Raw genomic sequence first — 23616 nt, forward strand, 5'->3', positions numbered from 1 at the left:
CAGAAACCACCCAAAGCACCAGCCTTATTCCAGCGTCAACTTCTGCTTGGCCACCACGTCCTTGTAGGCCGCGAATTCATCAGCCAATTGCTTCTTGAATTCGTCAGGCGTGTTGCCGATCACCACCGAGCCGGTGTCCTCGATACGCTTGCGCAGACCCGGCTCAGCCAGCACCTTGACCAAGGCGGTGTTGAGCTTCTTCACGACTTCGGGCGGCATGTTCTTCGGGCCGACCACGCCGTAGAACGCCATGCGGTTGATGCCGGGCATGCCGACTTCTTCAAACGTGGGCACATTCGGGAAGGCCTCGACACGCTTGGGCGATGCCACGACGATCGGGATCAGCTGGCCGCTTTTCAGGAAGGGCATGGCCGAGGGCATGTTGTCCAGGGTCATCGCGACCTGGCCCGCCACCGTATCGATCAGCGCCGGACCTGCGCCGCGATAAGGTACGTGCACCATCTGCACACCTGCGGTGGCCTTGAACATTTCCATCTGCATGTGCTGAATGCCACCCGTGCCCGACGACGAGTACGAGTACTTCTCGGGCGACTTCTTCAGCTCGGCAACCAAGCTCTTGAAGTCCTGGCCGGGGAAGCTCTTGGTAACCGCGATCACGTTCGGCGTCGCTGCCAGGTTGATGATCGGCGTGAAATCGGTCAGCGGGTTGTACGGCGTCTTGGGATTGATGGCCGGGTTGGTGGCCATGCTGGACACCGTGGCGATACCCAGCGAATAACCGTCCGGGTCAGAACGCGCGGTTTCACCGGCACCGATCACACCACCGCCACCGCCACGGTTTTCGACGATAACCGTTTGACCCAGTTCCTTGGACAGCGGGTCGGCAACCAAGCGTGCTACTACGTCAGTGGTACCGCCAGCAGCGAAGGGCACAACCAGCTTGATCGGGCGATTCGGGTAGTTGCTGGCCGATTGGGCTACAGCAGCCAGCGGCGTCAGGCCAGCCACAGCCGCCAGGGCGGATACAGCAAGGAAAGCACGTTTTTGCATCATTCGGATTTCTCCAGTACTGGTTTTATAGCTTGGCAGGCAGGTGCTGCATGTGTGCACTGTTGGTGAAGGCCCCCACGGCCCTCCACCAATAGCGCAGGCCATACCGCCACGCAGCGCAATCATCCCCGCCTGCCGGAGAGAGGGCGCGACGCGATGATGGTACAAATATTGCAAAGGCACAATTGGGCTAACTACGATGGTGTGACGGGGTGCACATTCCCTTCACGGTACACTGCGGCCCCAGCCTCAGTTCCTGCTTCACGCCGGACCTGAGCGTCTGACGGCACTGCTTTACCGCATTTCATTTGTCCTACCCCTTTTGCCGTCCCCATCTCGCCGCGCCATGCGGCCAGCTTCACACCATTCCATGAAATCCGCCAACCTGCGCGCCGACGTTCTAGCCGGCCTGACGACCGCTTTTGCCCTGGTTCCCGAGTGCATTGCCTTTGCGCTGGTCGCTCAACTGAACCCGCTGATGGGCCTGTATGGGGCGTTTGTGATCTGTACGATCACCGCGCTCTTCGGTGGCCGCCCCGGCATGATCTCTGGCGCGGCCGGTTCCATGGCGGTGGTGATTGTTGCGTTGGTGGTCCAGCACGGCGTGCAATACCTGCTCGCAACCGTGGTGCTAGGCGGCTTGATCATGCTGCTGTTTGGGGCGCTGCGGCTGGGCAAACTAGTGCGCATGGTGCCGCATCCGGTCATGCTGGGCTTCGTCAACGGCTTGGCGATCGTTATTGCCATGGCGCAGTTTGAGCACTTCAAGCAAGGCGACGCCTGGCTGTCCGGCACGCCCTTGCTGGTGATGATCGGTCTGGTCGCGTTGACCATGTTTGTGGTGTATGTGCTGCCGCGCGTGACGCGTGCCGTGCCCCCTGCCCTGGTGGCGATTCTGGGCGTGGGTTTGCTTACCTACGGCCTGGATCTTCCCACCCGCACGCTGGGGGACATGGCGCAGATCGCAGGCGGCCTGCCGAAGCTGTTGATGCCGGACATTCCCTGGACGCTGGAAACCCTGACCATCATCGGCCCCTACGCGTTCCTGATGGCCATGGTCGGTTTGCTGGAAACCCTGCTGACGCTGAACCTGACCGACGAAATCACTGAGAGCCGAGGTCACCCGGACCGAGAATGCATGGCGCTGGGCGCGGCCAACGTGGCGTCTGGATTGCTGGGTGGCATGGGCGGCTGCGCGATGATCGGCCAGACCATGATCAACCTGAGTTCAGGCGGGCGCGGCAGGTTGTCTGGCGTCGTCAGTGGCACGATGATTCTGCTTTTCGTGCTGTTCCTGTCGCCGCTGATCGAACGCATTCCGCTGGCCGCACTGGTTGGCGTGATGTTCGTGGTGGCGCAGCAAACCTTCGCGTGGGGATCGCTGCGGGTGCTGAACAAGGTGCCGCGCAATGATGTGCTGGTGATCATCGCGGTCACCATCATCACGGTGCTGACTGATTTGGCTGCGGCGGTATTTTGCGGCGTCATCATCGCCGCCTTGAATTTTGCGTGGCAGCACGCGCGCAACCTGTACGCGGACAGCCAGCTGGATGCGGAAGGCGGCAAGCAATACCTGGCGCATGGCACGCTGTTCTTTGCGTCCACCACCCAGTTCCTGAACCTGTTCGATGCTGCCGGTGACCCCAAGCACGTCACACTGGATTGCCGTCACCTGAGCTTTGTCGATTATTCAGCGATTGCCGCGCTGATGACGCTGCGGGAACGCTACGAGAAGGCCGGCAAGCATCTGCGTGTGGTCCACTTGTCGGACCGCTGCAAGACCTTGCTGCGACGCGCGGGCGCGCATCAGCACTAAGGCATCAGCACCAAGACATCAGCATTAAGACGGTCGTTTGCCAAGCGGTCAGCGCCGGGCAAACGATAAACAGAACCAAGCTGGGGCGCGTTTCAATCACGCCTCCGCCCGCTTGTCACACCGCCAATTGAAACTCGTGGATGCTGCTTGCCACCGGCAAGCCATCGATGAAGACCTTCAGCTCGCCCGGCTGGAACCGCGTCCAGACCTCGTTGTTGGTCAACGGCTCGGTCACGATCATGGCGATCCGGTCGCTGGGCGTGGTCACCGACGCGAAGTCCACGCTCATGTCCTCGTCACACAGCTTGGCCAGCGTGAACGGGTATTGGCGAACCAGGTAATACAGATTGGTCGAACAGTGTGCGAACAGCGCCGTGCCGTCTGACAGCATGTAATTGAACGTGCCGTGGGTGCTGATTTCCGCGCTGAGTTCACGCACGGCTTCGTTCAACTGAGCCTGTGCCGGGCGCGTCGGAAACCGTTCGCGCAAGGACTGCAGCATCCAGCAGAACGCCAGTTCACTGTCGGTCGTTCCCACCGGCAGATACGGGCCGGTCAGCAGCGGCGAATAATTCTTCAGGTCGCCATTGTGGGCGAACACCCAGTATCGTCCCCACAACTCGCGCACAAATGGGTGGCAATTTTCAAGCGACACCTTGCCCACGGTTGCCTTGCGGATGTGGGCAACGACGTTCTGCGACTTGATCGGATAACGGCGGATCAGCTCTGCAACCGGTGACACCAGCGCAGCCTGGTGATCGACAAAATGCCGTACCCCATGACCTTCAAAAAAAGCCACGCCCCACCCGTCCACATGCTCACCCGTGCGCCCGGCACGGCAGGCAAACCCGGTGAAGCTGAAAACGATATCGGTCGGCGTATTGCAATTCATGCCGAGCAGCTGGCACATGACTAACCTTCTTGCGAAATGACACCGCTATCGTAGCTCGTCAGTGGGTTTCCACGAGGCAAGACAGGCGTTATCAGCACACTAATGCGACCGGGATACGACAAATTTATGTTGCGAATGCAAACGATTTGCGTTTCTAATACTGTTACTCACCGTGACGCACCTTGCTTTTCTCGCATCACCATCCCCTGACACCGCATGAAACCAGGCGTCCTCAATGTCTCGCTCGATCCGTCAATTCGCCCACGCGGAGTCCTGTACTCCGCATGACCTGCATCGCCATGCAGGCATCGCGGCCTATCGACTTTTCGATACCAGGCGCCATGACCACCAAGCTTGCCCCAACCCGTTCCCTGCTTCCCTGGCCCATGCGGCCGCTCGTCTGCCTGCTGACCGCCCTGCCCTTCGCAACGGCCGGCGCGCAAGTGCAGCTTGCCGCAGCTGAACTGCAGACCGTAACGGTGACGGCCACCCGTACCGAAAAGCAGATCGAAGACCTTCCGCCTTCGGTAACGACCACCGATCGTGCGACGCTCGATGAGAACTTCGTCGACGACTACCAGGATCTGGGCAAGCAAGTGCCGGGCGTGGACATCAGCCGCAGTGGCCGGTATGGCTACACCGACATCAACATCCGTGGCCTGCAAGGCAACCGGGTGCTGACCTTGATTGACGGCATCCGCCTGCCGGACACCTTTGAATTCCAAGGGCGTGACAGCCGCGTCGGCCAAGACCTGGTCGACTTCGGCTCATTGTCCAGCGTAGACATCGTGCGTGGTCCGGGCTCGACACTGTATGGCTCGTCGGCATTGGCCGGCATCGTGGGCTTGCGCACGCTCGACCCGTCCGATCTGCTCACCGGCAACAAGACCCTGGGTGGCCGCGTCAAGGGTGATTACGACGGCGCCGACAACAGCAAGGGCGTGCAAGCCGCGCTGGCCGGCCGTTTTGCCGAAGACACCTTGTGGCTGGTTCAACTGGGCGAACGTCGCGGGCACGAGCTCGATACCGGCGGCAGCATCAGCACGCCCGACAACCGTCGTACCCAAAGCGACCCGCAAGACACTACCCGTCGCAGCATAATGGCCAAATTGCAGCAGCGTTTCGACGGCGGTCACAAGCTTGGTCTGACGGCGGAATACTTCAAGACCGACATCGACACCGATCTGTTGAGCCTGCAAGCGCCTGCTGGCAACACCGCTGCCGCCCGTGTGCTGAATTCCACGGCGCGCGACGAACAGGAACGCCGCCGCGTCTCGCTGGAATACGATTACCGCGCGCCCGGCGCAGGCAGCTTCCTCGATGCCGCCTCGGCACGCATCTACCACCAGAAGCTGGAAAGCGATCAGTTCCGCCGCGAAGTCCGCGCCAACGCACCGCGTTACGAGCGCGACGGTCAGTACGAGCAATCGCTCAAGGGCTTCTCGGGCCAGCTGAGCAAACGCATTGCGGGCAGCAGCATCAGCCAGAACTGGGTGATCGGCGGCGAGTGGTGGGAAACCGAGACCGACGAATTCGCGGCTGGCTTCCCCAACATTGCGGCGATCAACGTGCGCACCGTACCCAAGACCCGCAACAAGCAATGGGGCGTGTTTGCCGACAACGAACTGAGCTTCGGTGGCGGAGCCTTCACGCTGACCCCGGGTCTGCGTTACGACAGCTACAGCATCAAGCCTGAAGTCGATTCGATTCTTGCGGGGCAGATTGCCTCGGGTTCAGGCTCGCGTCCGGCCACGCAAAGCGATTCGCGCCTGTCGCCCAAGATTGCCGCCAACTGGGCCTTGTCCGACCGCGCCCACCTGTTCGCGCAATACGCCCACGGCTTCCGCGCACCGGGCCTGGTTGAAGTCAACGGCCAGTTCACCAACACCCGCATGTACACGCTGATTCCGAACGCAGCGCTCAAACCGGAAACCAGCCGTGGCCTGGAATTCGGTGCGCGCCTGGGTGACCAGCAGCTGGGCGGCACGGTGACGGTGTTCGACACCCGCTACAAGAACTTCATTGAAATGTCGACGCTGACCGCCGGCAGCCCTGGCTTTGTGCCGGGCTACGGCAGCGTCTTCCAGTACAACAACGTGGCAGCTGCCCGCATCTACGGTACCGAGTTCACGGGTCACTACCAGATCGCCCGCAACTGGCGCGCGGAAGGCATGCTGGCGTGGATGCAAGGCAAGAACGACACCACCAACACCTGGATCAACTCGGTTCCGTCGGCCAAAGCGTCGTTGGCATTGCGTTACTCGGAAGACAAGTGGGGCGCAATGGGCCGCCTGACCGTGGCTCGCGCCAAGGACAAGACCGCATCGCCCACCACCTTTGCTGCGCCGGGTTACGGCGTGGTTGACCTGACCGCATGGTGGGTGCCGGTGAAGGACGTCCGCGTCTCGGTGGGCGTATTCAACCTGTTCGACCAGAAGTACTGGAACGGCGTCGATTCCTTGACGACGGCCCAGGCCGCCAACAGCAGTACCCTAGACTTTTACTCGCTCCCGGGCCGCAATCTGCGCGCCTCGGTTGCCTGGCAGTTCTGATGCATAGGTCGGCCCGGGCCTCTTGGCCGGGCCGACCGCTTTCATACACACATCAATCCAGGAGACAGAATTCATGAACGCACTGTGGGACCGATATCAGAGCCTGAAACAGGCCGAACCGCGCCTGCGCGCCCGTGACGCCGCGGCCAAGCTGGGCGTAAGCGAAGGCGAGCTGCTGGCCGCCGACCCGGTGGCTTGTCCGTTGCGCAAGGACTGGGCTGCGCTATTGCGCGCGCTGGAACCGATTGGCCCGGTCATGGCGCTTACCCGCAACGAAGCAGCCGTACACGAAAAGACTGGCGTATATGCCAACGTACAGATCGAAGGCATGATGGGCCTGGCCCTGAACCCGGACATCGACCTGCGTTTCTTCCTGTCGCGCTGGGCGCACGGGTTTGCGCTGGCGGGCGAGCGACCCAGCCTGCAATTCTTCGATGCGCACGGCGACGCCGTCCACAAGATTTTTGCCGTCGACGCCAGTGACCGCACAGCGTTTTCCGCCGTGGTGGCACAGTTTGCCGACGGCGAAGCGGGCAGCGGCAGCCTGGTTCCCACGCTGCGTGAACCGCAAGCAGCAGAAAAAGCCGACAGCGATATCGACGCCGCCACGTTTCAGTCGGAATGGCTGGGCCTGACCGATACGCACCAGTTCTTTGGCATGCTGCGTCGCCACGGTGTGACACGCACTCAGGCCCTGCGTCTGGCCCCGGAAGGTCACGCCCGCGAAGTGGGTATCGCCGCCGTCGATACCTTGTTGAACGACGCGGCCGCCAGCGGTCTGTCGATCATGGTCTTCGTGAACAACCCAGGTTGCGTACAAATCCATACCGGCCCGGTGCACCGCATTACGCCGATGGGCGTCTGGCAAAACGTGATGGACCCCGGCTTCAACCTGCATCTGCGCATGGATTTGTTCGACCGTGCCTGGGTGGTGCGCAAGCCCACCAGCGACGGCATCGTGACCTCGCTGGAGTGCTTCGACGCCAAGGGCGACCTGATCGTCCAGTGTTTCGGTGCACGCAAGCCCGGCCAGCCTGAACTGGGCGAATGGACAGCACTTGCTGCCCAGTTGTCAGAAATAGCCCCCGGCACCCCGCGCGAGGAAGTCAGCCATGCGTGAAGGTGTACGCCCGAAGGCATTGGCTCGGGTGATGAACGTGCTGCTGCAAAGCGGTGGACAGCACGCAGCCACCGTGGGTGTGCGACTCGCGCGCCCCTTGGCGGGCGGCCTGTTGGCGCTTGCTTGTCTGCAGCCCGCCCTCGCGGCGGAACGTCTGGTTGTGCTCAGCTCGGATATCGCTGAAATTGCCGTCGCACTGGGTAAAGCCAGTGAAGTGGTCGGCCGCGATCGCGCGTCGAAAGCGCCTGAATTGGCAGCAGCCACCGACATCGGCAGCTCGCGGTCCTTGTCGGCAGAACCCGTGATGCGGCTCAAGCCCACACTGGTCATCGGCACGGAACTGGCGCAGCCGCCCGCTATCTATCAGCAACTGGAAACGCTTGGTGTCAAGACCGCCAAGCTGGGCGCCAAGGCGGATGGCAGCGACTACGCGCAGGTCATCCGTGCCATGGGCAAGCTGGTGAATGCGCAGGCAAACGCTGAAAAACTGGCGACCGACTGGGAAGCCAGCATGCGCCAGGCCGGCATGCCACCCGTGGCAGGCAAACCGCCGCGTGTACTGATCACCTATGACGGCAAGGTTGTCGGTGGTCGCAATACCGCCAGCGACACGCTGATCCGCGCAGCCGGTGGCGTCAATGCCGCCGACAGCATCGACGGCTACAAACCGCTGAACCCGGAAGCAGTTGCCGGCCTTGCGCCGGATATCGTGTTGATCGGCGAACACAATCGCGCGGTTTACGGCAGCCTGGATCAATTCCGTGCACGCCCTGACATTGCGGCAACACCTGCCGGCAAACAGGGCAAGGTGTTCGAAATCGTGGTGCAGAAGTACTTCACGGTCAATCTTCACAGCCCGGCTGTTGTCCAGGAATTGCGTGCCCGTTTCTGAAACCATGTTGTCAGTGACGCCCAAGGCAGCACCGCGGCGGCCAGCGAGTCGCCTGGCCAACTGGCTGGGCGGAGTGGCGGTGGCCGTGCTGCTGATCGGCATCTGTCTTGGCGTGCAGGGTGATGGCTGGGCCGTGCCTGACTGGTCCGACCCGATCTTTCGGGGCCTGCGCCTGCCTCGGGTGCTGTCTGCCTTGCTGGTTGGCGCAGCACTCGCTGCCTCGGGTGCGGCCTTGCAGGCCTTGTTTCGCAACCCGCTTGCCGATCCCACGCTGATCGGGACGTCGAGCGGTGCTGCGTTGGCGGTCATATCTGTCATGGCACTTGGCCTGAGCGGCATCGGATTGCCACTCGCGGCATTCGGTGGCGGCTTGCTCGCCACCTGGCTGCTGCTGGGCATGTCCCGGCTGCTGGGTGGCGGTGAAATCGGCCTGTTGCTGCTTGGCTTGGTATTGGCCACATTTTCCGGGTCGATCACCGGCCTGCTGATGTTCAATTCAGACGATATGGCCTTGCGTTCCGCCATGGTCTGGTTGTCCGGGCACCTGGGCATCGTCGGGCACACCCCCTTCGCACTGGCAGCCCCCGTGGCGTTTGTCGGCATCGCTCTGCTGTTGGCCTTGGGCCGCGATCTGGACTGCATGCTGCTTGGCGAAGACGATGCGCGCGCACTGGGCGTAAACGTCGGCCGTGTGCGTTTGTTGACTGCCCTGGGCGCTGCGCTGGCAGTCGGTGCGGCGGTATCGATTGCAGGCATCATCGGCTTCATCGGCATGATGGTGCCCAACGCTTGCGCATTGGTATTGGGCGGTGGACGACGCCGATTGATCGCGGTGTCCACCGTGGTGGGTGCAGTTTTCCTGCTGGTGCTGGATACCTTGGCACGCAGCGTGGCCTACCCGCTTGATATGCCGGTGGGTTTGCTGGCGGGCTTGGCCGGACCGGTGTTCTTCATCTGGCTGCTGCGTCGGCGTGCGCGGGGTGCGGCATGAACACGAATTCAACCCAAGTCAGCAACCCGATCGTCAGTTTGCGCTGCACGGGGTTGGCTTATCACCATCGCAAGAAGCCGCTGGTCAGCGACATCGACGTTGACATCCCGTCCGGCAAACTGACCGCGGTGATCGGCCCCAACGGCGCAGGTAAAAGTACTTTGCTGCGTCTGCTTGGTGGTCTGCTGCCGGCTACCCACGGCGCGGTATTGCTGGATGACATTGCGTTGGACGCCATTCCCGCTGCCGAGCGGGCGCGGCGCATTGGTTGGCTGTCGCAGTTTCCGCCTGCGGAATTGCCGCTTACCGTGCTCGACTACGTGCTGCTGGGTCGCCGGCCAAGCCTTGGCAGCTTCGGCCGTGCAAGCGACGACGATATGCGCCATGTGAATCGCGCGCTTGCGTCATTCGATGTTGCGGACATGGCCGCACGTCCCTGGCGTGAGCTGTCAGGCGGAGAACGCCAACGTGCCGCCCTGGCGCGCCTGCTGGCCCAGGACGCACCGCTGTGGCTGCTGGACGAACCCACCAATCACATCGACCTGAAACACCAGGCGCTGCTTTTCCGGCGACTGCGTGAAGAAATCGACGGTGGCCGCACGGTAGTGGCCGTGCTGCACGATCTTGGCCCGGCTGCGCAGGCAGCCGACCACGTGCTGCTGATGAGCGGCGGCCATGTCATTGCAAGCGGTCCGCCCCAGGACGCCCTGCGTGCGGACACGCTGAGCCGGGCTTACGACTGGCCGGTGGACGTGCGTATCGATAGCGGACGCTGGCTGGTTGACGTAGGGGCTTGAGGTCGGTGCTTGGCTTTTGCGCCTAAGGTCAGTACCTACTTCGATGCTTGGCTTCAGTGCCGGACTTCGTTGCTTGGCTCCAGGACTGACTGCGTTGCCTGAAATCGGTGTTTAAGGTCGGCATCTGATATCGGCAGGTCATACCCGCCCAAGAAAATCTCACGCGATTTGACAGCATTTCAACCGCGCTTCGACAGCCTTTCGACCACGATCCGCCCACACTTCGTCAATCCGCGACACCTTGCGCGTCGCGCCAGCTAAAATCCCAGCATGCCCACGCCTATACCCACGACCCTTCGCCGCCTGCTTCCCCTTTGCGTCGCCACGCTTGCCGCGTGCAGCTCCATCCCTTGCGACCCGGAAGTGCCAATCGCCCGGCCGCTGGCCTCGCAACTTATCGCCAACCAGCTGATCTTGCTGGGCGAAGTACACGACAACGCCGAGGGCCACAAACAACGCTTGGCGGCACTCACCGCTGCAGTTGCCACTGGCTGGAAACCCGCCATTGCAATGGAGCAATTCGACCGCGAACAGCAACCCGCACTCGATGCGGCCATGGCCAAATGCGCCGACGCCGATTGCGTGATCGACGCCGTGGTGCCCGACCGCAAACAGTGGCGCTGGGACTTCTACAAACCCGTCATCACGCTGGCCCTGCGTGAAAAACTGCCGCTGTACGCTGCCAACCTGTCGCGTGCCGACGCCGGCAAGGTCATGCGCGAAGGCGTAAGCAAAGCATTCGATATACAAAGCTCGCGCGCCGTCGGCATGGATCGCGGCATTCCTGCCACCTTGCAGGCTGCGCAAGAGCGCGGGCTGGAAGGTTCGCACTGCGGCATGCTGCCGCCGCAATTCGTCAACGGCATGGCCCGCGCGCAAATCGCGCGCGATGCCTTCATGGCCAGCGTCATGCTGGAAGCGCGCAACGCCACACCCGGCAAGCCGCGCCCCGTGGTGCTGCTGGCCGGCAACGGCCACGTCCGTCGTGACATTGGTGTGCCGCAGTGGCTGGGCCACAACGCGTCGTTTGTGGTCGGTTTCCTTGAGATCGACAACAAAGCCCCCGTTCATGGCGCAGGTACACACGCACAGCTCAGCCAGGAACCCTACGACCGCATCGACAGAGTCGCGGTGGCCGAACGGGCTGACCCCTGCATTGGCATGAAGCCGATCAAGTAAGACGAAGGACTGCACATGATTCGCTACCTGGGCCGCTGGAGCATATTGGCGGCCTTGGTCGCAATCTTTGCCGGTACCGCATCGGCTGCATTTCTGTTCGCACTGGATTGGGCAGGCACCACGCGCGATGCCCACCCCGGCCTGATCTGGCTGCTGCCCCTGGCGGGCTTCGTAGTCGGCTGGGTCTATCTGCGCATCGGCCAATCGGTCGAGGCCGGCAATAACCTGCTGATCGACGAAATCCACGATCCCCAACGGACCGTGCCCTTGCGCATGGCCCCCTTGGTCGCGGTGGCCACCGTTGTTTCCCACCTGTTCGGTGCCTCGGTCGGCCGCGAAGGAACCGCCGTGCAAATGGGCGGGGCCTTGGCAGACCAGACATCGTATCGACTACGCCTGAATTCGGATGACCGTCGCACCCTGCTGATGGCCGGCATTGCGGCGGGCTTTGCGTCGGTATTCGGCACGCCGATCGCCGGGGCAGTCTTCGCGCTGGAAGTGCTGGCAATCGGCAAGCTGCGCCTGCCCGCCCTGCTGCCCTGTTTGCTGGCAGCCTTCTTGGCTGATCGTGTGGGGCAGGCTTGGGGTGTGCATCACACGCATTATCCCTTGCAAGGTCTGGCACCAACCACGGTTCATACGGTGTTGGCCGTGCTGGCTGCGGGTGCTTTGTTCGGGCTGATCGGGATGCTGTTTGCGCGGACCACGCATGGCCTGGGGCGCTTGGTGAAGCGGCGTATTTCGTATGCGCCGATGCGGCCGTTTTTGGGGGGCATAGTGGTGACGGTTGCAGTATGGGCACTGGACGCCTATCGCTATATCGGGCTGGGTATTCCGGCGATTGTGGATGCGTTCGTGCAGCCTGCCGGGTGGGATTTCCTGGGCAAGTTCGTGTTCACGGTTGTGTCGCTGGGGACGGGCTTCAAGGGCGGTGAAGTGACGCCTTTGTTTTTCATCGGGGCGACGTTTGGCAATGCGATGGCACCGTTGCTGGATCTGCCGTTTTCGATGCTGGCGGGCTTAGGATTTGTGGCGGTGTTTGCGGGTGCGGCGAATACGCCGATTGCGGGCACCATCATGGCGATGGAGATGTTCGGTCCGGCCATCGGACCTTTCGCGGCGCTGGCTTGTCTTGCGAGTTATTTGTTCTCGGGACATGCGGGGATTTATGGGGCGCAGCGAGTTGGAAGCGGGAAGTTCGGATGGGTGCCGGTTAAAGTACGGGCCAGATTTGGTGGACGGCGTTAGGTCTTGGTTGGTGCTGTGTCGCGCTATGTAGCCAGTCGTGGGTGGTGGGGCCGGCTCGTCTGCCCCGCTTGACCTTGGCGTCGGGTCTCCGCCCTCCACCTTGTCCAGAAGGGCAGCCAATCCGGCCCCACCACCCACGCCTTCAAAGACGTTTGGTTAAAAGCGAATGCCGCCTGTGGGCGTGCAGTGATTTTCTGGCTGCCAAGTGCTGGATGCGGTTCTCGGCATGCGTAGGTCACCGTTCTTGACCGCCACGCGGCTGATCATGGGGATTGGCTGGCCAGGTCGCCACGAAGCGACTTCTCCGGCTCACCACTCGGACGGTTCTTCAGTTGCCTTTTACGGCAGCGCCACTCAAGAAGATTTGCGCGCCTGCTTGGTGGTGGGGTGACACCGAAGCGGGTGGCCGCCGCATTACGGCATGCGGAGAGCAGCGGCGACGGTCGGGCGCTGGCGGCTGATTTGATACAGGCGATTAACGCACGTGTGAGGGCTTTCGGAGACGCCTAGCAGCATCAGCGTTTAGCAACACTCACACCGTTCTTCACACTCCGAATGTTTTTCACCGCTTCGAACGTTCGTCATAAGTCCGATCGTTGATCAGCAGCCCGAACGTGCGATGCACAGTCTCCAAAGCGTCCACCTTCAGCGCCCCGCCTTTTCGTCGCATTACCTGATGCGCGGCCACCCGCTTCCAAGTCACCCCACCACCAAGCAGGAGCGCGACAATGTTGAGTGGCGCTCCTGCGAAAGGCCACTGATATACGGTCACACCCGCGAGCCGCTGACTCGCTTCGTGGCGACCTGGCCAGCCAAGTCCCCGGCTCCAGCCGGGCGGTGCTCAAGGATTGAATACGTCAGTACGGGGGAGCCGTGTACAGCACCCGAGCAGCCAGAAAAATCGAATCGCCCAAAAGCGGGATCTGCTTTTAACCAAGCCGTTTTGAAGGCGTGGGTGTCGGGGGCGTGGCGGCTGCCCTTCTGGACGACGTGGAGGGCGGGAGACCCGACGCGTAGGTCCAGCGGGGCAGACGACGCGCCCCCGATGCCCGCGACTGGCACAAGAACGCTCAAAACCACAAAAAAACGCTCAACAACCGTCAAGAGCGCCCACCTATGCCCTCAACCCATCCAACGCCAGCCCCACCAAATATCGCATCTTCTCGTCCGAATCATCCTCACACGTTTTCAGCGCAGCAATCGCCTTGGCAACCCCCTGCTTCCCCAGACGCCGCTCATTCAACACACATGCCGCATGCCGGCGAATCACCACATGGGACGACTGCAACCCGCGTATCGCCTCGGGCACATCACCCACACGAATCGTGCAGAAACTCGACCCCGGCTTAAGCAGTTCTTCCACGTCCGCCGCCAACTCCGGCCACTGAGCAAGCAAACGCTCAACAGGCCCGTAATCCAGCGTCAACGGCAGTGCACCCCTATCCCGAAACGCAGACAAGTTAGCGCAACACCCCGCCATCGCAATCTTCGTCGGCTGGGTCAACAGCCACTCCACATCCCCCAAGTAACCCAGCGCCCGCGCCGACCAACCCCAAGTCGATTCCCCTTTCGCCGTCGTCCCCTTACGCAAAGCGGCAATCGCGGTCGGGTCTGCAACGCCCGCCAAGCCCAGGATCATCGCCGTCTTCCAGGCATCCTTGCCTTTGGCCATATGCTCCACAAGCAAGGGCAACGCACTCTTGCCATGCGCAACCAGCCAGTCGGAAGCCGTCTCGCCATCAATGCCGTCGTACTTGTCCAAGCGATTCACGTAATAAGCAGCTTGCTCAGACTCCGGCAGGCCAGCCAGGCGACGGCGGGTTTGTTCGGTTTCGTCTTGCTCGGGGAAATGCCGCAGGAACAGGCTGTCGGACATGCTGGTCTTTGCCAATGCCGGCCCGTGCGCATCGTCGTGGAAGAACACTACAAAATGCTTGTCGACCTGCGGATGCTTGGCAAAGTGCTTGCGCACGGCAGCAGCCGCGCGGGCCACGGTTGCCATGAAACGCGTTTCGGCCGCGTCCCATTGTTCGGGCGTCCCGCGATTGGCATAAGCCTGCAAAGACGCATCCAGCGCGTGCAATGTCTCGTCGCCATAGTCCGACGGCTCCCAAGTCCAGCGCCAATCCACCGGGCTCCACTTCACGCTCCAGAAACCCTCATCGCCTCGCTTGGGATGATCTTCATCAAGCGCGGCCAAGGTGTTGGCCGCCAAGGACGGCAGGTCGATCACACGTTCGTCTTCGCGGTAGCTGCCGAAGAAAGCCGCGGCGTAGAGCGTGCCCACGTTGCTTGCCAGCAGCTTGTCCAGCGTGGCGCATGCCGTCACGGTCAAATGGGTTTCCAGCGTCTTCCAATCCATCGGGTCTCCAGAATTCTGGTGCCAAACCACTGAGCCGCAGCAACGACACATCAGATATCAAGGCACCACCAATCGCGGCAAATACCGCGACCGAGATTGTCGCAAACGCCCTGCCCGCACTCCAATGCAAAACGGGACAAGCCGTAACAGCTTGTCCCGTTGAAAGATGCCGTCCGCCAGCGTAGCGGACAAGGCAGCTTAGATTTCTTCGTACAGCGGCAAAGTCAGGAACTCTTCGAACTTGTCCTGCGTGCTCATGGTGGTGAAGATGTCCGCAGCACGGGGGTAAGCCGGGCTGTTGCCTGCCACGGCCACGACTTTGGCCAGTTCCTGCGGCACCAGTTCACGCACCAGGGCTTCCGTCACCTTGCGGCCATCTTCCAGCACACCCTTGCTGGAACGAATCCACTGCCACACCTGCGAACGCGAAATCTCGGCAGTGGCGGCGTCTTCCATCAGGTTGTGAATCGGCACGCAGCCATTGCCGTCCAGCCACGAACCCAGGTAGTGGATACCCACATTGATGTTCATGCGCAAGCCGTGCTCGGTGATCGGCGCTTCCGGCTTGAAGTCCAGCAGGTTGGCGGCGCTCACGTTCACGTCGGGGCGCTGCTTTTCGATCTGGTTGGGCTTGTCGCCCAGCACCTTCACGAATTCTTCCATCGCCACGCCCACCAGGCCCGGGTGTGCCACCCAGCCGCCGTCGTAGCCGTCGGTGGCGTCACGGGTCTTGTCGGAACGGATGCCGCCCATGGCGATCTCGTTCTTTTCCGGGTCATTCTTGATCGGGATCAGCGCGCTCATGCCGCCAATGGCCGGCGCGTTGCGGCGATGGCAGGTCTTCAACAGCAGCAAGGCGTAGGCGCGCATAAAGGGCGAGGTCATGGTGACCTTGGCGCGGTCGGCCAGGCAGAAGTCGCTGTCCAGCTTGAACTTCTTGATGCAGTTGAAGATGTAGTCCCAGCGGCCAGCGTTCAGGCCGGCGCTGTGATTGCGCAGTTCATACAGGATTTCGTCCATCTCGAAAGCAGCGAGGATGGTTTCGATCAAGACGGTGGCGCGGATGCTGCCTTGCGGAATGCCAAGTTCGTCTTGTGCGGCGACGAACACGTCGTTCCACAGGCGCGCTTCCAGATGGCTTTCCATCTTGGGCAGGTAGAAGTACGGGCCCGAACCGCGCGACAGCAGTTCCTTGCCGTTATGGAACAAGTGCAGCGCGAAGTCGAAGATGCCGCCCGACACACGCTGGCCGTCGACCGTGACGTGCTTTTCGTCCAGATGCCAGCCGCGCGGGCGAACTTGCAGCACGGCCACCTTGTCGTTCAGTTGATAGGTCTTGCCGTTCTGTTCCAGCTTGATGGTGCGGCGGATCGCGTCGCGCAGATTGATCTGGCCGCTGATCTGGTTTTCCCACAAGGGCGAATTGGAATCCTCGTAGTCCGTCATGTAGCTGTCGGCACCGGAATTCAGCGCGTTGATCACCATCTTGCGTTCAACCGGGCCGGTGATTTCCACGCGACGGCACAGCAGGTCTTGCGGCAGCGGCGTGATGGTCCAGTCGCCGTCACGAACGGCCTGGGTTTCCGGCAGGAAGTCCGGGCGCTCACCGGCGTCCAGACGCTTGGCGCGTGCGGCACGGGCTGCCAGCAGTTCCTGGCGACGCGATTCGAACTGGCGATGCAGCTTGGCCACCAGCGCCAGGGCGTCAGGCGTCAGGATCTCGGCGAATTCAGCAGAGACGGGGGCAGAAATGGCGACGCCAGCGGGCAGATCCAAGCTCATGGAGGTTCCTTGAAAGGGGAAAATCAGACGCCGCTTCATGCCCGGCGCAATGTCAGCAGTGTAGGCCGCAGCCGCGCGGCAATTAGCCATAAAATAGTCACTTCAGATTTTACTTTCAGTATGAAGCTGGCAACGTCTGTTGTTCTGCTTGGGGACAGCGTGCGCCTTTCACGTTTCGGCTGAATTTCGCGTCTTGGTTTATGGCTTGCTTCATGTCTTGATATCTCTGCTGTCTTTGAAATTTTCAGCCCGCCCGCCTCCAGGTCCGGCAGCTCTCAACATCTTTTCGACCGCCTCAATATGGACCGCTTCAAGCAACTCGAAACCTTCGTGAATGCAGCCACGCTGGGCAGCCTGTCGGCGGCGGCGCGCGCTGAAGGCGTGGTGCCCGCCCTTATCGGCCGACGGCTCGATGCGCTGGAAGCCCGGCTGGGTTTGAAGCTGCTGGTGCGCAGTACCCGTCGCCTGTCGCTCACAGCAGAAGGCGCGCGGTTTCTGGTCAGCAGCCGCGCCATCCTGGAATCCTTGGAAGACGCGGAAAGTGAAGTCGCCGTGCGTGGCGCGCAGGCCAGCGGCCGCTTGCGCATCACCGCACCGGCGGGCTTTGGCAGGCGTCACGTCGCACCGCTTTTGCCCGCCTTGATGGACGCCCACCCTGCGCTGTCCGTGTCGCTGGACCTGACTGATCGCGTGGTGGACTTGCGCAGCGAGGGCTACGACTGCGCGATTCGCCTGGGCGACCTGGAAGACTCCAGCCTGGTGGGCGTGCGCCTGGGCGAAAACCGGCGCGTGGTAGTGGGCGCACCAGCCTACCTGGCGCGGCGCGGCATACCCACGCAGCCATCGGAGCTGGCCCAACACAATTGCCTGTCCCTGGGCGGTGCCGGGCAGGCGCGCGGCTGGTTGTTCTCTGACGCTGGCAAAATCGTCGCGCATCGCATCGACGGTGATATGGGTTGCAGCGACGGCGCGGTGCTGCACGCCTGGGCGCTGGCCGGACGCGGCCTGGCATGGCGCTCGATGTGGGAGGTATCGGAAGACCTTGCCAACGGCAGGCTGGCCTCGGTGCTTGACGACTACGCCGCGCCCCCCAACGGCATCTACGCCGTGTTCCCACAACGCAAACACTTGCCGGCGCGTGTACATGCGTTGGTCGATCATCTGCGCGAAGCGTATCGCGATGCGGCTTATTGGACGCGGGCGCAGACGCTGCCTTGATGACAATCCACGACGCGATGCAGGTCTACCAGACCCGGGCTCGATCATGCGTCACCGTCCGTGCAGCCCCGGAGCAAGCGTGCAGGCCAAGGAGTCCTTTACCTTGATTTCAATCAACGATCCCCCGTCGATTCGCGCGCCTAATGAACCATTGGTAGCGAAAGTGCAGTACTGCCAGCCGCCGTCGCCTGCGTAATCCTGCGCGCCGCAAGCGGCGGGCAGCGACAGGAGATGACATGGCCAAGACGATGAAAGCCGCGGTGGTGCGTGAATTCGGCAAACCACTCTCTATCGATGAAATCCCCGTTCCCGAGCCCAAGGCAGGCCAGATTCAGGTCCGCATTGCGGCCAGCGGCGTCTGCCACACCGACCTGCATGCAGCCGAAGGCGACTGGCCGGTCAAGCCCAATCCTCCCTTCATCCCCGGCCACGAAGGCGTGGGCACCGTGTCTGCCGTGGGCGCAGGCGTTACCCACGTGAAGGAAGGCGACCGGGTTGGCATTCCGTGGCTGTACACAGCCTGCGGTTGCTGCACCCATTGTCTGGGCGGCTGGGAAACCCTATGCGAATCGCAGCAAAACACCGGCTATTCGGTCAACGGCGGCTTTGCCGACTACGTGATCGCCGATCCCAACTACGTGGGCCACCTGCCGAAGAATCTGGACTTCCTGGAAGTCGCGCCCATCCTGTGCGCTGGGGTCACGGTCTACAAAGGCTTGAAGGTCACCAACACCAAACCCGGTGACTGGGTGGTGATATCCGGCGTGGGTGGCCTTGGTCACATGGCCGTGCAATACGCCAAGGCCATGGGCCTGAACGTAGCGGCCGTGGACATTGCCGACGACAAGCTGGAACTGGCTACCCGCCTGGGCGCATCGCTGACCATCAACGCGCTGAAGGAAGACCCGATCGCGGTGTTGCAAAAGGAAATCGGCGGCGCGCACGGCGTGCTGGTCACCGCCGTGTCGCCCAAGGCCTTCGAGCAGTCCATGGGCATGCTGCGCCGAGGCGGCACGGTATCGCTCAATGGCTTGCCGCCGGGTTCCTTCCCCCTGCCGATCTTCGACATGGTATTGCGCGGCATCACGGTGCGCGGTTCCATCGTCGGCACCCGTCTGGACCTGCAGGAGTCGCTGGCGTTCGCTGCCGAGGGCAAGGTCAAGGCCACCGTCACGGCCGATCGACTGGAAAATATCAACGACATCTTCGCCCGCATGCATGCCGGCACCATCGAAGGCCGGATCGTGCTGGATATGCTGCAGTAAACCGCTGCCCGGGGCATGCGGGGTTCATCGTAGTCAGATCGCGGCCACCAACATGGCTGGTCGCGGTCCCCCCTGTATCAATGTCTCGCCTGCTACTTAACGCTGCCAAGCCCCGTCTGCGCCAAGCACGGAAACCCTTGTAATTACGCCACCCGCAGCGCCGAACCACCCTCACGCATCGACCCGGTTTCCCGCTGGCGTTGGTGCCACGAGAACGCCTCTTCCAGCACATGCGGCGTCTGACCACCGCGCAGGCAGGCGCGGTTGAAGTAATCACGCAGCGCATCGCGGTAGCTGGGGTGGACGCAATGCTCGATCACGGCACGGGCGCGCTCGCGCGGTGACAAACCACGCAGGTCCGCCAAGCCGACTTCGGTGACGAGCACATCGACATCGTGCTCGGTGTGGTCCACGTGGGACACCATCGGCACCACGCAAGACACATCCCCGCCCTTGGCGATCGACTTCGACACGAAGATCGACAAATGGGCGTTGCGCGCGAAGTCGCCCGAGCCGCCAATGCCGTTCATCATGTGGGTACCGCTGACGTGGGTGGAATTGACGTTGCCGTACAGGTCGAACTCCAGCGCGGTATTGATCGCGATGATGCCCAGGCGACGTACCAGTTCCGGGGCGTTGCTGATCTCTTGCGGACGCAGCACGATGCGTTCGCGGTAGTGCTCGATCTGCTCCATGAAACGATGCTGCACCGGTGCCGACACGGTGATGGCCGAGGCCGACGCGAACAGCAGCTTGCCGGCATCCAGCAGCTCGAAGGTGCTGTCCTGCAAGACCTCGGAATACAGGCTCAGCCCGTCGAAGGGCGCATCCAGAAAACCGTGCAGCACGGCATTGGCGATGGTGCCGACGCCCACCTGCAAGGGCAACAGCGAACGCTGCAGTCGGGTGTGATGCACCTCGTTGTACAGGAAGTCGTTGATGTGTCCGGCGATCTGATCGGTTTCAGGGTCCGACGGCAGCGCATGCGAGGGGCTGTCGGCCTGGTCAGTCATGACGATGGCCGCGATACGATCGGGGTCCACCGAGATCGCGCTGCCGCCGATGCGCTGTGACACCGAGCCCAGTTCCATCGGACCACGCTGCGGTCGAGAGCCGGGCATGTAGATGTCGTGCAGACCTTCAATAGCGGCCGGCACCGATGTGTTCAACTCGATCACGATCTGCCGCGCCAGTTGCGCGAACACCGGTGCGTTGCCCACTGACATGGTCGGCACGATGGCGCCTGTTTCCGTGATGGCCGCCGCCTCGATCACGGCGACGTCAATAGCCGGCAAATGGCCAGCGCGCAGCCTTTCGGCGGTCTGCGACAGATGCTGGTCAATGAAAGCCACGTCACCGTGATTAATCGCACGACGCAATGTAGGATCGGTCTGGAAGGGAAACCGGCGAGACAGCACGCCAGCCTCGGTCAACAGGCGATCCGTGTCATGGCCCAACGAGGCCCCGCTCATCAGTCCGATATGTAAAGGCATTTGGGCCGCCCGCTTGACCAAGGCGTGTGGCACGGCCTTGGCATCGCCCGCGCGCGCAAAGCCGCTCAGGCCAAGCGTCATGCCATTTTCGATCAGGGCGGCAGCATGGTCAGCGCTGGTAATGCGCTGGCGCGAGGCGGGGTGGCGGATACGGTCGTGCATGCGTTTCTCCTGCCGCGCCGGGGTAGATTCCGGGTATGAGCGCGCAGGATGCGTCGCCGTCTGCGCGGTCTCGGGCAGTATGCAAGGCGGGCCGGGACGCATTTATGACCTAGATCAGGACAACGCGTTTTTCCTGAGCACGATGTGCTCGTGTCAGCCCGACGGCCCAGGCCAAACCGATCACGCCACCAGCAAGGCCCGCGCGCCCTCAAGCATCGACCCCGTATCACGCTGGCGTTGATGCCACGAGAAGGCTTCCTCCAGCACATGCGGCGTTTGCCCACCACGCAGACAGGCACGGTTGAAATAGTCGCGCAGCGCGTCGCGGTAGCTGGAATGCACGCAGTTTTCGATCACTGCCCGTGCCCGTTCGCGCGGAGCCAGGCCACGCAGGTCGGCCAGGCCAACTTCCGTAACCAGCACATCGACATCGTGTTCGGTATGGTCCACGTGCGACACCATCGGCACCACGCTGGATATATCACCGCCCTTGGCAATCGACTTCGACACAAAAATCGCCAGGTGCGCGTTGCGGGCAAAATCACCCGAGCCACCGATGCCGTTCATCATCTGCGTGCCGCTGACATGCGTGGAATTCACGTTGCCGTACAAGTCGAATTCCAGCGCGGTATTGATCGCGACGATGCCCAAGCGGCGCACCAACTCCGGCGCATTGCTGATTTCTTGCGGGCGCAGCACGATACGTTCGCGGTAGTGTTCGATGCGGTCCAGAATGCGCTGGTGTACCGAGGCAGACACCGTAATCGACGAGGCCGACGCAAAGCCCAGCTTGCCCAGGTCCAGCAGCTCGATGGCACTGTCTTGCAAGACTTCGGAGTACATCGTCAGATTCTCGAACGGGGAATCGACAAAGCCATGCAATACCGCGTTGGCGATCGTGCCAATGCCAGCCTGAAGCGGCAGCAACGAACGCTGCAAACGTCCACGCCGCACTTCGTTGAGCAGGAAGTCGTTGATATGCCCGGCAATCAGCTGGGTATCGGCATCTGGTGGCAAGGCGTTCGACGGGCTGTCGGGCTGGTCGGTCATCACAATCGCTGCAATGCGCGACGGGTCTACCGAGATTGCATGCCCGCCAATACGCTGCGACACCGAACAGAGATCGATCGGCCCGCGATGCGGCCGCGCGCCCGGTACGTAGATGTCATGCAAACCTTCGATTGCAGCGGGCACGGAGGTGTTCAGTTCAATCACGATCTGCCGTGCCTGCTGGGCAAAAGCGGCGGAATTGCCGACCGACATTGTGGGCACGATAGCCCCTGATTCCGTGATGGCGGCCGCTTCGATGATGGCCAGATCAACCGCGGGCAGATGGCCGGCACGCAACTGTTCGGCGGTATCCGACAGATGATGATCCACATAGGCCACATCACCATGATTGATCGCACGCCGAAGCGTGGGGTCGGTCTGGAACGGCAGGCGGCGCGACAACACACCCGCTTCGGTCAGCAGACGATCCGTGTCATGGCCCAGCGACGCGCCCGTCATCAGGCCAATATGCAAAGGTGCCTGCTTGGCGCGACGCGCCAGCGCGGCCGGCACGGCCTTGGCGTCACCGGCACGGGTGAAGCCGCTCATGCCCACGGTCATGCCATCTTCGATCAAGGCAGCAGCCTGGTCGGCGCTGGTAATGCGCTGACGCAGCGCGGGGTGACGAATACGGTCCTGCATGCATTTCTCCTGTCCGCACCGTGAAGACACTGGGCGCAGGCATTCATGCGACACCTTTGGTCTGGGCGGTTGGTCGGAGTATAGGAACGCGATCAACAATCATGTGATGACTTAAAATCATTCAAACGAGTCGTTTTTTTCATCATTTGACTTACGACTCATCCTGTTCAGCTTCCAAGGACCATACCCGTGGACGTCCGCGCACTGCGTTACTTCGTCGAAACCGTGCGTCTGGCCAGCTTCACGCAGGCCGCCAACAGCTTGTTCGTGACCCAGTCCACCGTCAGCAAGATGATCCGGCAACTGGAAACCGAACTGGGCACCCAGCTGCTCATCCGGCAGGGGCACCGCGCCTTGCCGACTGACACCGGCCGTATCGTGTACGAACGCGGCCGGCAGATTCTGGCGTCCATGCGTGCGCTGGACGGTGAGGTGCGCGAAGCCGCCGATCTGCAACGTGGCCGGCTGGAAGTGGGCATTCCGCCGATGATCAACCTGCTGTTTGCACCCGTCGTAAAGGCTTTTCGCACACGCTGGCCTGGGTTGCAGCTAAGCCTGCGCGAAGCCTCGGGGCAAGCCGTTGAGCGCCTGGTTTCCGCAGGGGATCTTGAACTGGGCGCAACCATCTTGCCGATCGACGCACAAGGGCCGCTGGAGGCTAAACGCTTCGGCAGCTTCCCGATTCTGGCCGTTGGCCAACCCGACGCGCCCTGGGCCGGCCGCCCTACCCTGACACTGGCCGCACTGCGCGATCAACCTTTGCTGTTGCCCGCCGAAGATTTTGCGCTGACCCGGCGTTTGCGCCAGGCATTCACCGATGCGGGCATCACGCCGCACGTGGCCGCACAAAGCGCGCATTGGGACTTCCTGGTGTCGATGGCGGCGTCCGGTCTGGGCGTAGCATTGCTGCCCGACCCGCTGGTGCGCCGCATGAAAACCCGTGGTCTGGCCACCGCACGGCTGGTGCGTCCGGCCCTGCATTGGGAGGTCGGCCACATCTGGATGCGTGACCGATATCTGTCCTATGCGGCACGCGCGTGGCTAGCGATTTGTGACGAAGTGCTGACCGGCCCCCGAGTAGGCGATAATTCCCGGGTTAACCCGTAAAAATAGTGAGCCGCGACGCGTTATTCTGCCGGCTCGA

General features: G+C 62.1%; 17 protein-coding genes. 11 read left to right on the plus strand and 6 right to left on the minus strand.

Annotated features, from left to right (window positions below):
• Positions 1-24: 24 nt before the first annotated feature.
• A complete protein-coding gene (locus FXN63_RS14305) occupies positions 25-1011 on the minus strand; it encodes a tripartite tricarboxylate transporter substrate binding protein BugE (protein WP_148819340.1) in 987 nt (328 codons plus the stop codon).
• Between the two features lie 370 nt (positions 1012-1381).
• On the opposite strand from FXN63_RS14305, the gene FXN63_RS14310 reads away from it, so the two are divergent.
• Positions 1382-2827 (plus strand): SulP family inorganic anion transporter, encoded by a 1446-nt coding sequence (locus tag FXN63_RS14310; RefSeq protein ID WP_148815916.1) that lies wholly within the window; start codon positions 1382-1384, stop codon positions 2825-2827.
• 115 nt (positions 2828-2942) lie between these two features.
• On the opposite strand, the gene FXN63_RS14315 is transcribed toward FXN63_RS14310, so the two are convergent.
• A complete protein-coding gene (locus tag FXN63_RS14315) occupies positions 2943-3737 on the minus strand; it encodes a class II glutamine amidotransferase (protein WP_148815918.1) in 795 nt (264 codons plus the stop codon).
• A gap of 323 nt (positions 3738-4060) precedes the next feature.
• On the opposite strand from FXN63_RS14315, the gene FXN63_RS14320 reads away from it, so the two are divergent.
• The 7 genes from FXN63_RS14320 (at position 4061) to FXN63_RS14350 (ending at position 12498) form a co-directional block, all read left to right on the plus strand.
• A complete protein-coding gene (locus FXN63_RS14320) occupies positions 4061-6271 on the plus strand; it encodes a TonB-dependent hemoglobin/transferrin/lactoferrin family receptor (protein ID WP_187394899.1) in 2211 nt (736 codons plus the stop codon).
• A 73-nt stretch (positions 6272-6344) separates the two neighbouring features.
• Positions 6345-7391, plus strand: a complete 1047-nt coding sequence (locus FXN63_RS14325) for a hemin-degrading factor (RefSeq protein ID WP_148815922.1) — start codon at positions 6345-6347, stop codon at positions 7389-7391.
• A complete protein-coding gene (locus FXN63_RS14330) occupies positions 7384-8283 on the plus strand; it encodes a heme/hemin ABC transporter substrate-binding protein (RefSeq protein WP_148815924.1) in 900 nt (299 codons plus the stop codon). Before FXN63_RS14325 ends, FXN63_RS14330 begins: the two co-directional genes overlap by 8 nt.
• On the plus strand, positions 8270-9274 hold the full coding sequence (locus FXN63_RS14335; RefSeq protein WP_222863920.1) for a FecCD family ABC transporter permease: 1005 nt from the start codon (positions 8270-8272) through the stop codon (positions 9272-9274). Before FXN63_RS14330 ends, FXN63_RS14335 begins: the two co-directional genes overlap by 14 nt.
• Positions 9271-10071: an ABC transporter ATP-binding protein gene (locus FXN63_RS14340; RefSeq protein WP_148815926.1), complete on the plus strand. Its 801-nt coding sequence runs from the start codon at positions 9271-9273 to the stop codon at positions 10069-10071. Before FXN63_RS14335 ends, FXN63_RS14340 begins: the two co-directional genes overlap by 4 nt.
• Positions 10072-10341: 270 nt before the next feature.
• Entirely contained in the window at positions 10342-11250 is a 909-nt protein-coding gene (locus tag FXN63_RS14345) for a ChaN family lipoprotein (RefSeq protein ID WP_148815928.1), read from the plus strand.
• A gap of 15 nt (positions 11251-11265) precedes the next feature.
• Positions 11266-12498 (plus strand): voltage-gated chloride channel family protein, encoded by a 1233-nt coding sequence (locus FXN63_RS14350; RefSeq protein ID WP_148815929.1) that lies wholly within the window; start codon positions 11266-11268, stop codon positions 12496-12498.
• A 1114-nt stretch (positions 12499-13612) separates the two neighbouring features.
• On the opposite strand, the gene FXN63_RS14355 is transcribed toward FXN63_RS14350, so the two are convergent.
• Both FXN63_RS14355 and aceB read right to left on the minus strand, forming a co-directional pair.
• Positions 13613-14860: a DUF4303 domain-containing protein gene (locus tag FXN63_RS14355; RefSeq protein WP_187394900.1), complete on the minus strand. Its 1248-nt coding sequence runs from the start codon at positions 14858-14860 to the stop codon at positions 13613-13615.
• A 198-nt stretch (positions 14861-15058) separates the two neighbouring features.
• Positions 15059-16642 carry a malate synthase A gene (gene aceB, locus FXN63_RS14360; protein ID WP_148815931.1) on the minus strand — a complete coding sequence of 528 codons (1584 nt, stop codon included), beginning with the start codon at positions 16640-16642 and terminating at the stop codon, positions 15059-15061.
• Between the two features lie 300 nt (positions 16643-16942).
• Here aceB and FXN63_RS14365 point away from each other — a divergent pair, with 300 nt between their 5' ends.
• Positions 16943-17860: a LysR family transcriptional regulator gene (locus FXN63_RS14365; protein ID WP_148815932.1), complete on the plus strand. Its 918-nt coding sequence runs from the start codon at positions 16943-16945 to the stop codon at positions 17858-17860.
• Positions 17861-18096: 236 nt separating this feature from the next.
• Positions 18097-19125: an alcohol dehydrogenase AdhP gene (gene adhP, locus FXN63_RS14370; RefSeq protein ID WP_148815933.1), complete on the plus strand. Its 1029-nt coding sequence runs from the start codon at positions 18097-18099 to the stop codon at positions 19123-19125.
• A 143-nt stretch (positions 19126-19268) separates the two neighbouring features.
• Here adhP and scpC (FXN63_RS14375) read toward each other — a convergent pair whose 3' ends face one another.
• Both scpC (FXN63_RS14375) and scpC (FXN63_RS14380) read right to left on the minus strand, forming a co-directional pair.
• A complete protein-coding gene (scpC, locus tag FXN63_RS14375) occupies positions 19269-20780 on the minus strand; it encodes a succinyl-CoA:acetate CoA-transferase ScpC (RefSeq protein WP_148815934.1) in 1512 nt (503 codons plus the stop codon).
• 180 nt (positions 20781-20960) lie between these two features.
• A complete protein-coding gene (scpC, locus tag FXN63_RS14380) occupies positions 20961-22472 on the minus strand; it encodes a succinyl-CoA:acetate CoA-transferase ScpC (protein WP_148815935.1) in 1512 nt (503 codons plus the stop codon).
• Positions 22473-22661: 189 nt separating this feature from the next.
• On the opposite strand from scpC (FXN63_RS14380), the gene FXN63_RS14385 reads away from it, so the two are divergent.
• The gene (locus FXN63_RS14385) at positions 22662-23579 is read left to right on the plus strand and encodes a LysR family transcriptional regulator (RefSeq protein ID WP_148815936.1); all 918 of its coding nucleotides are present in this window, start codon (positions 22662-22664) and stop codon (positions 23577-23579) included.
• Positions 23580-23616: the final 37 nt, after the last annotated feature.

Origin of the sequence: Pigmentiphaga aceris, from assembly GCF_008119665.1 — a bacterium.
In the GTDB taxonomy this organism is placed as follows: domain Bacteria; phylum Pseudomonadota; class Gammaproteobacteria; order Burkholderiales; family Burkholderiaceae_B; genus Pigmentiphaga; species Pigmentiphaga aceris.

Excerpts from the sequence above, each read along its gene's own strand:
- FXN63_RS14350 (WP_148815929.1), top strand. The coding sequence starts at position 11,266 with ATGATTCGCTACCTGGGCCGCTGGAGCATATTGGCGGCCTTGGTCGCA.
- scpC (WP_148815934.1), bottom strand. The coding sequence starts at position 20,780 with ATGCACGACCGTATCCGCCACCCCGCCTCGCGCCAGCGCATTACCAGC.
- FXN63_RS14355 (WP_187394900.1), bottom strand. The coding sequence starts at position 14,860 with ATGGATTGGAAGACGCTGGAAACCCATTTGACCGTGACGGCATGCGCC.
- FXN63_RS14330 (WP_148815924.1), top strand. The coding sequence starts at position 7,384 with ATGCGTGAAGGTGTACGCCCGAAGGCATTGGCTCGGGTGATGAACGTG.
- scpC (WP_148815935.1), bottom strand. The coding sequence starts at position 22,472 with ATGCAGGACCGTATTCGTCACCCCGCGCTGCGTCAGCGCATTACCAGC.
- FXN63_RS14365 (WP_148815932.1), top strand. The coding sequence starts at position 16,943 with ATGGACCGCTTCAAGCAACTCGAAACCTTCGTGAATGCAGCCACGCTG.
- FXN63_RS14315 (WP_148815918.1), bottom strand. The coding sequence starts at position 3,737 with ATGTGCCAGCTGCTCGGCATGAATTGCAATACGCCGACCGATATCGTT.
- FXN63_RS14320 (WP_187394899.1), top strand. The coding sequence starts at position 4,061 with ATGACCACCAAGCTTGCCCCAACCCGTTCCCTGCTTCCCTGGCCCATG.
- FXN63_RS14345 (WP_148815928.1), top strand. The coding sequence starts at position 10,342 with ATGCCCACGCCTATACCCACGACCCTTCGCCGCCTGCTTCCCCTTTGC.
- FXN63_RS14305 (WP_148819340.1), bottom strand. The coding sequence starts at position 1,011 with ATGCAAAAACGTGCTTTCCTTGCTGTATCCGCCCTGGCGGCTGTGGCT.
- FXN63_RS14325 (WP_148815922.1), top strand. The coding sequence starts at position 6,345 with ATGAACGCACTGTGGGACCGATATCAGAGCCTGAAACAGGCCGAACCG.
- aceB (WP_148815931.1), bottom strand. The coding sequence starts at position 16,642 with ATGAGCTTGGATCTGCCCGCTGGCGTCGCCATTTCTGCCCCCGTCTCT.
- FXN63_RS14340 (WP_148815926.1), top strand. The coding sequence starts at position 9,271 with ATGAACACGAATTCAACCCAAGTCAGCAACCCGATCGTCAGTTTGCGC.
- adhP (WP_148815933.1), top strand. The coding sequence starts at position 18,097 with ATGGCCAAGACGATGAAAGCCGCGGTGGTGCGTGAATTCGGCAAACCA.
- FXN63_RS14310 (WP_148815916.1), top strand. The coding sequence starts at position 1,382 with ATGAAATCCGCCAACCTGCGCGCCGACGTTCTAGCCGGCCTGACGACC.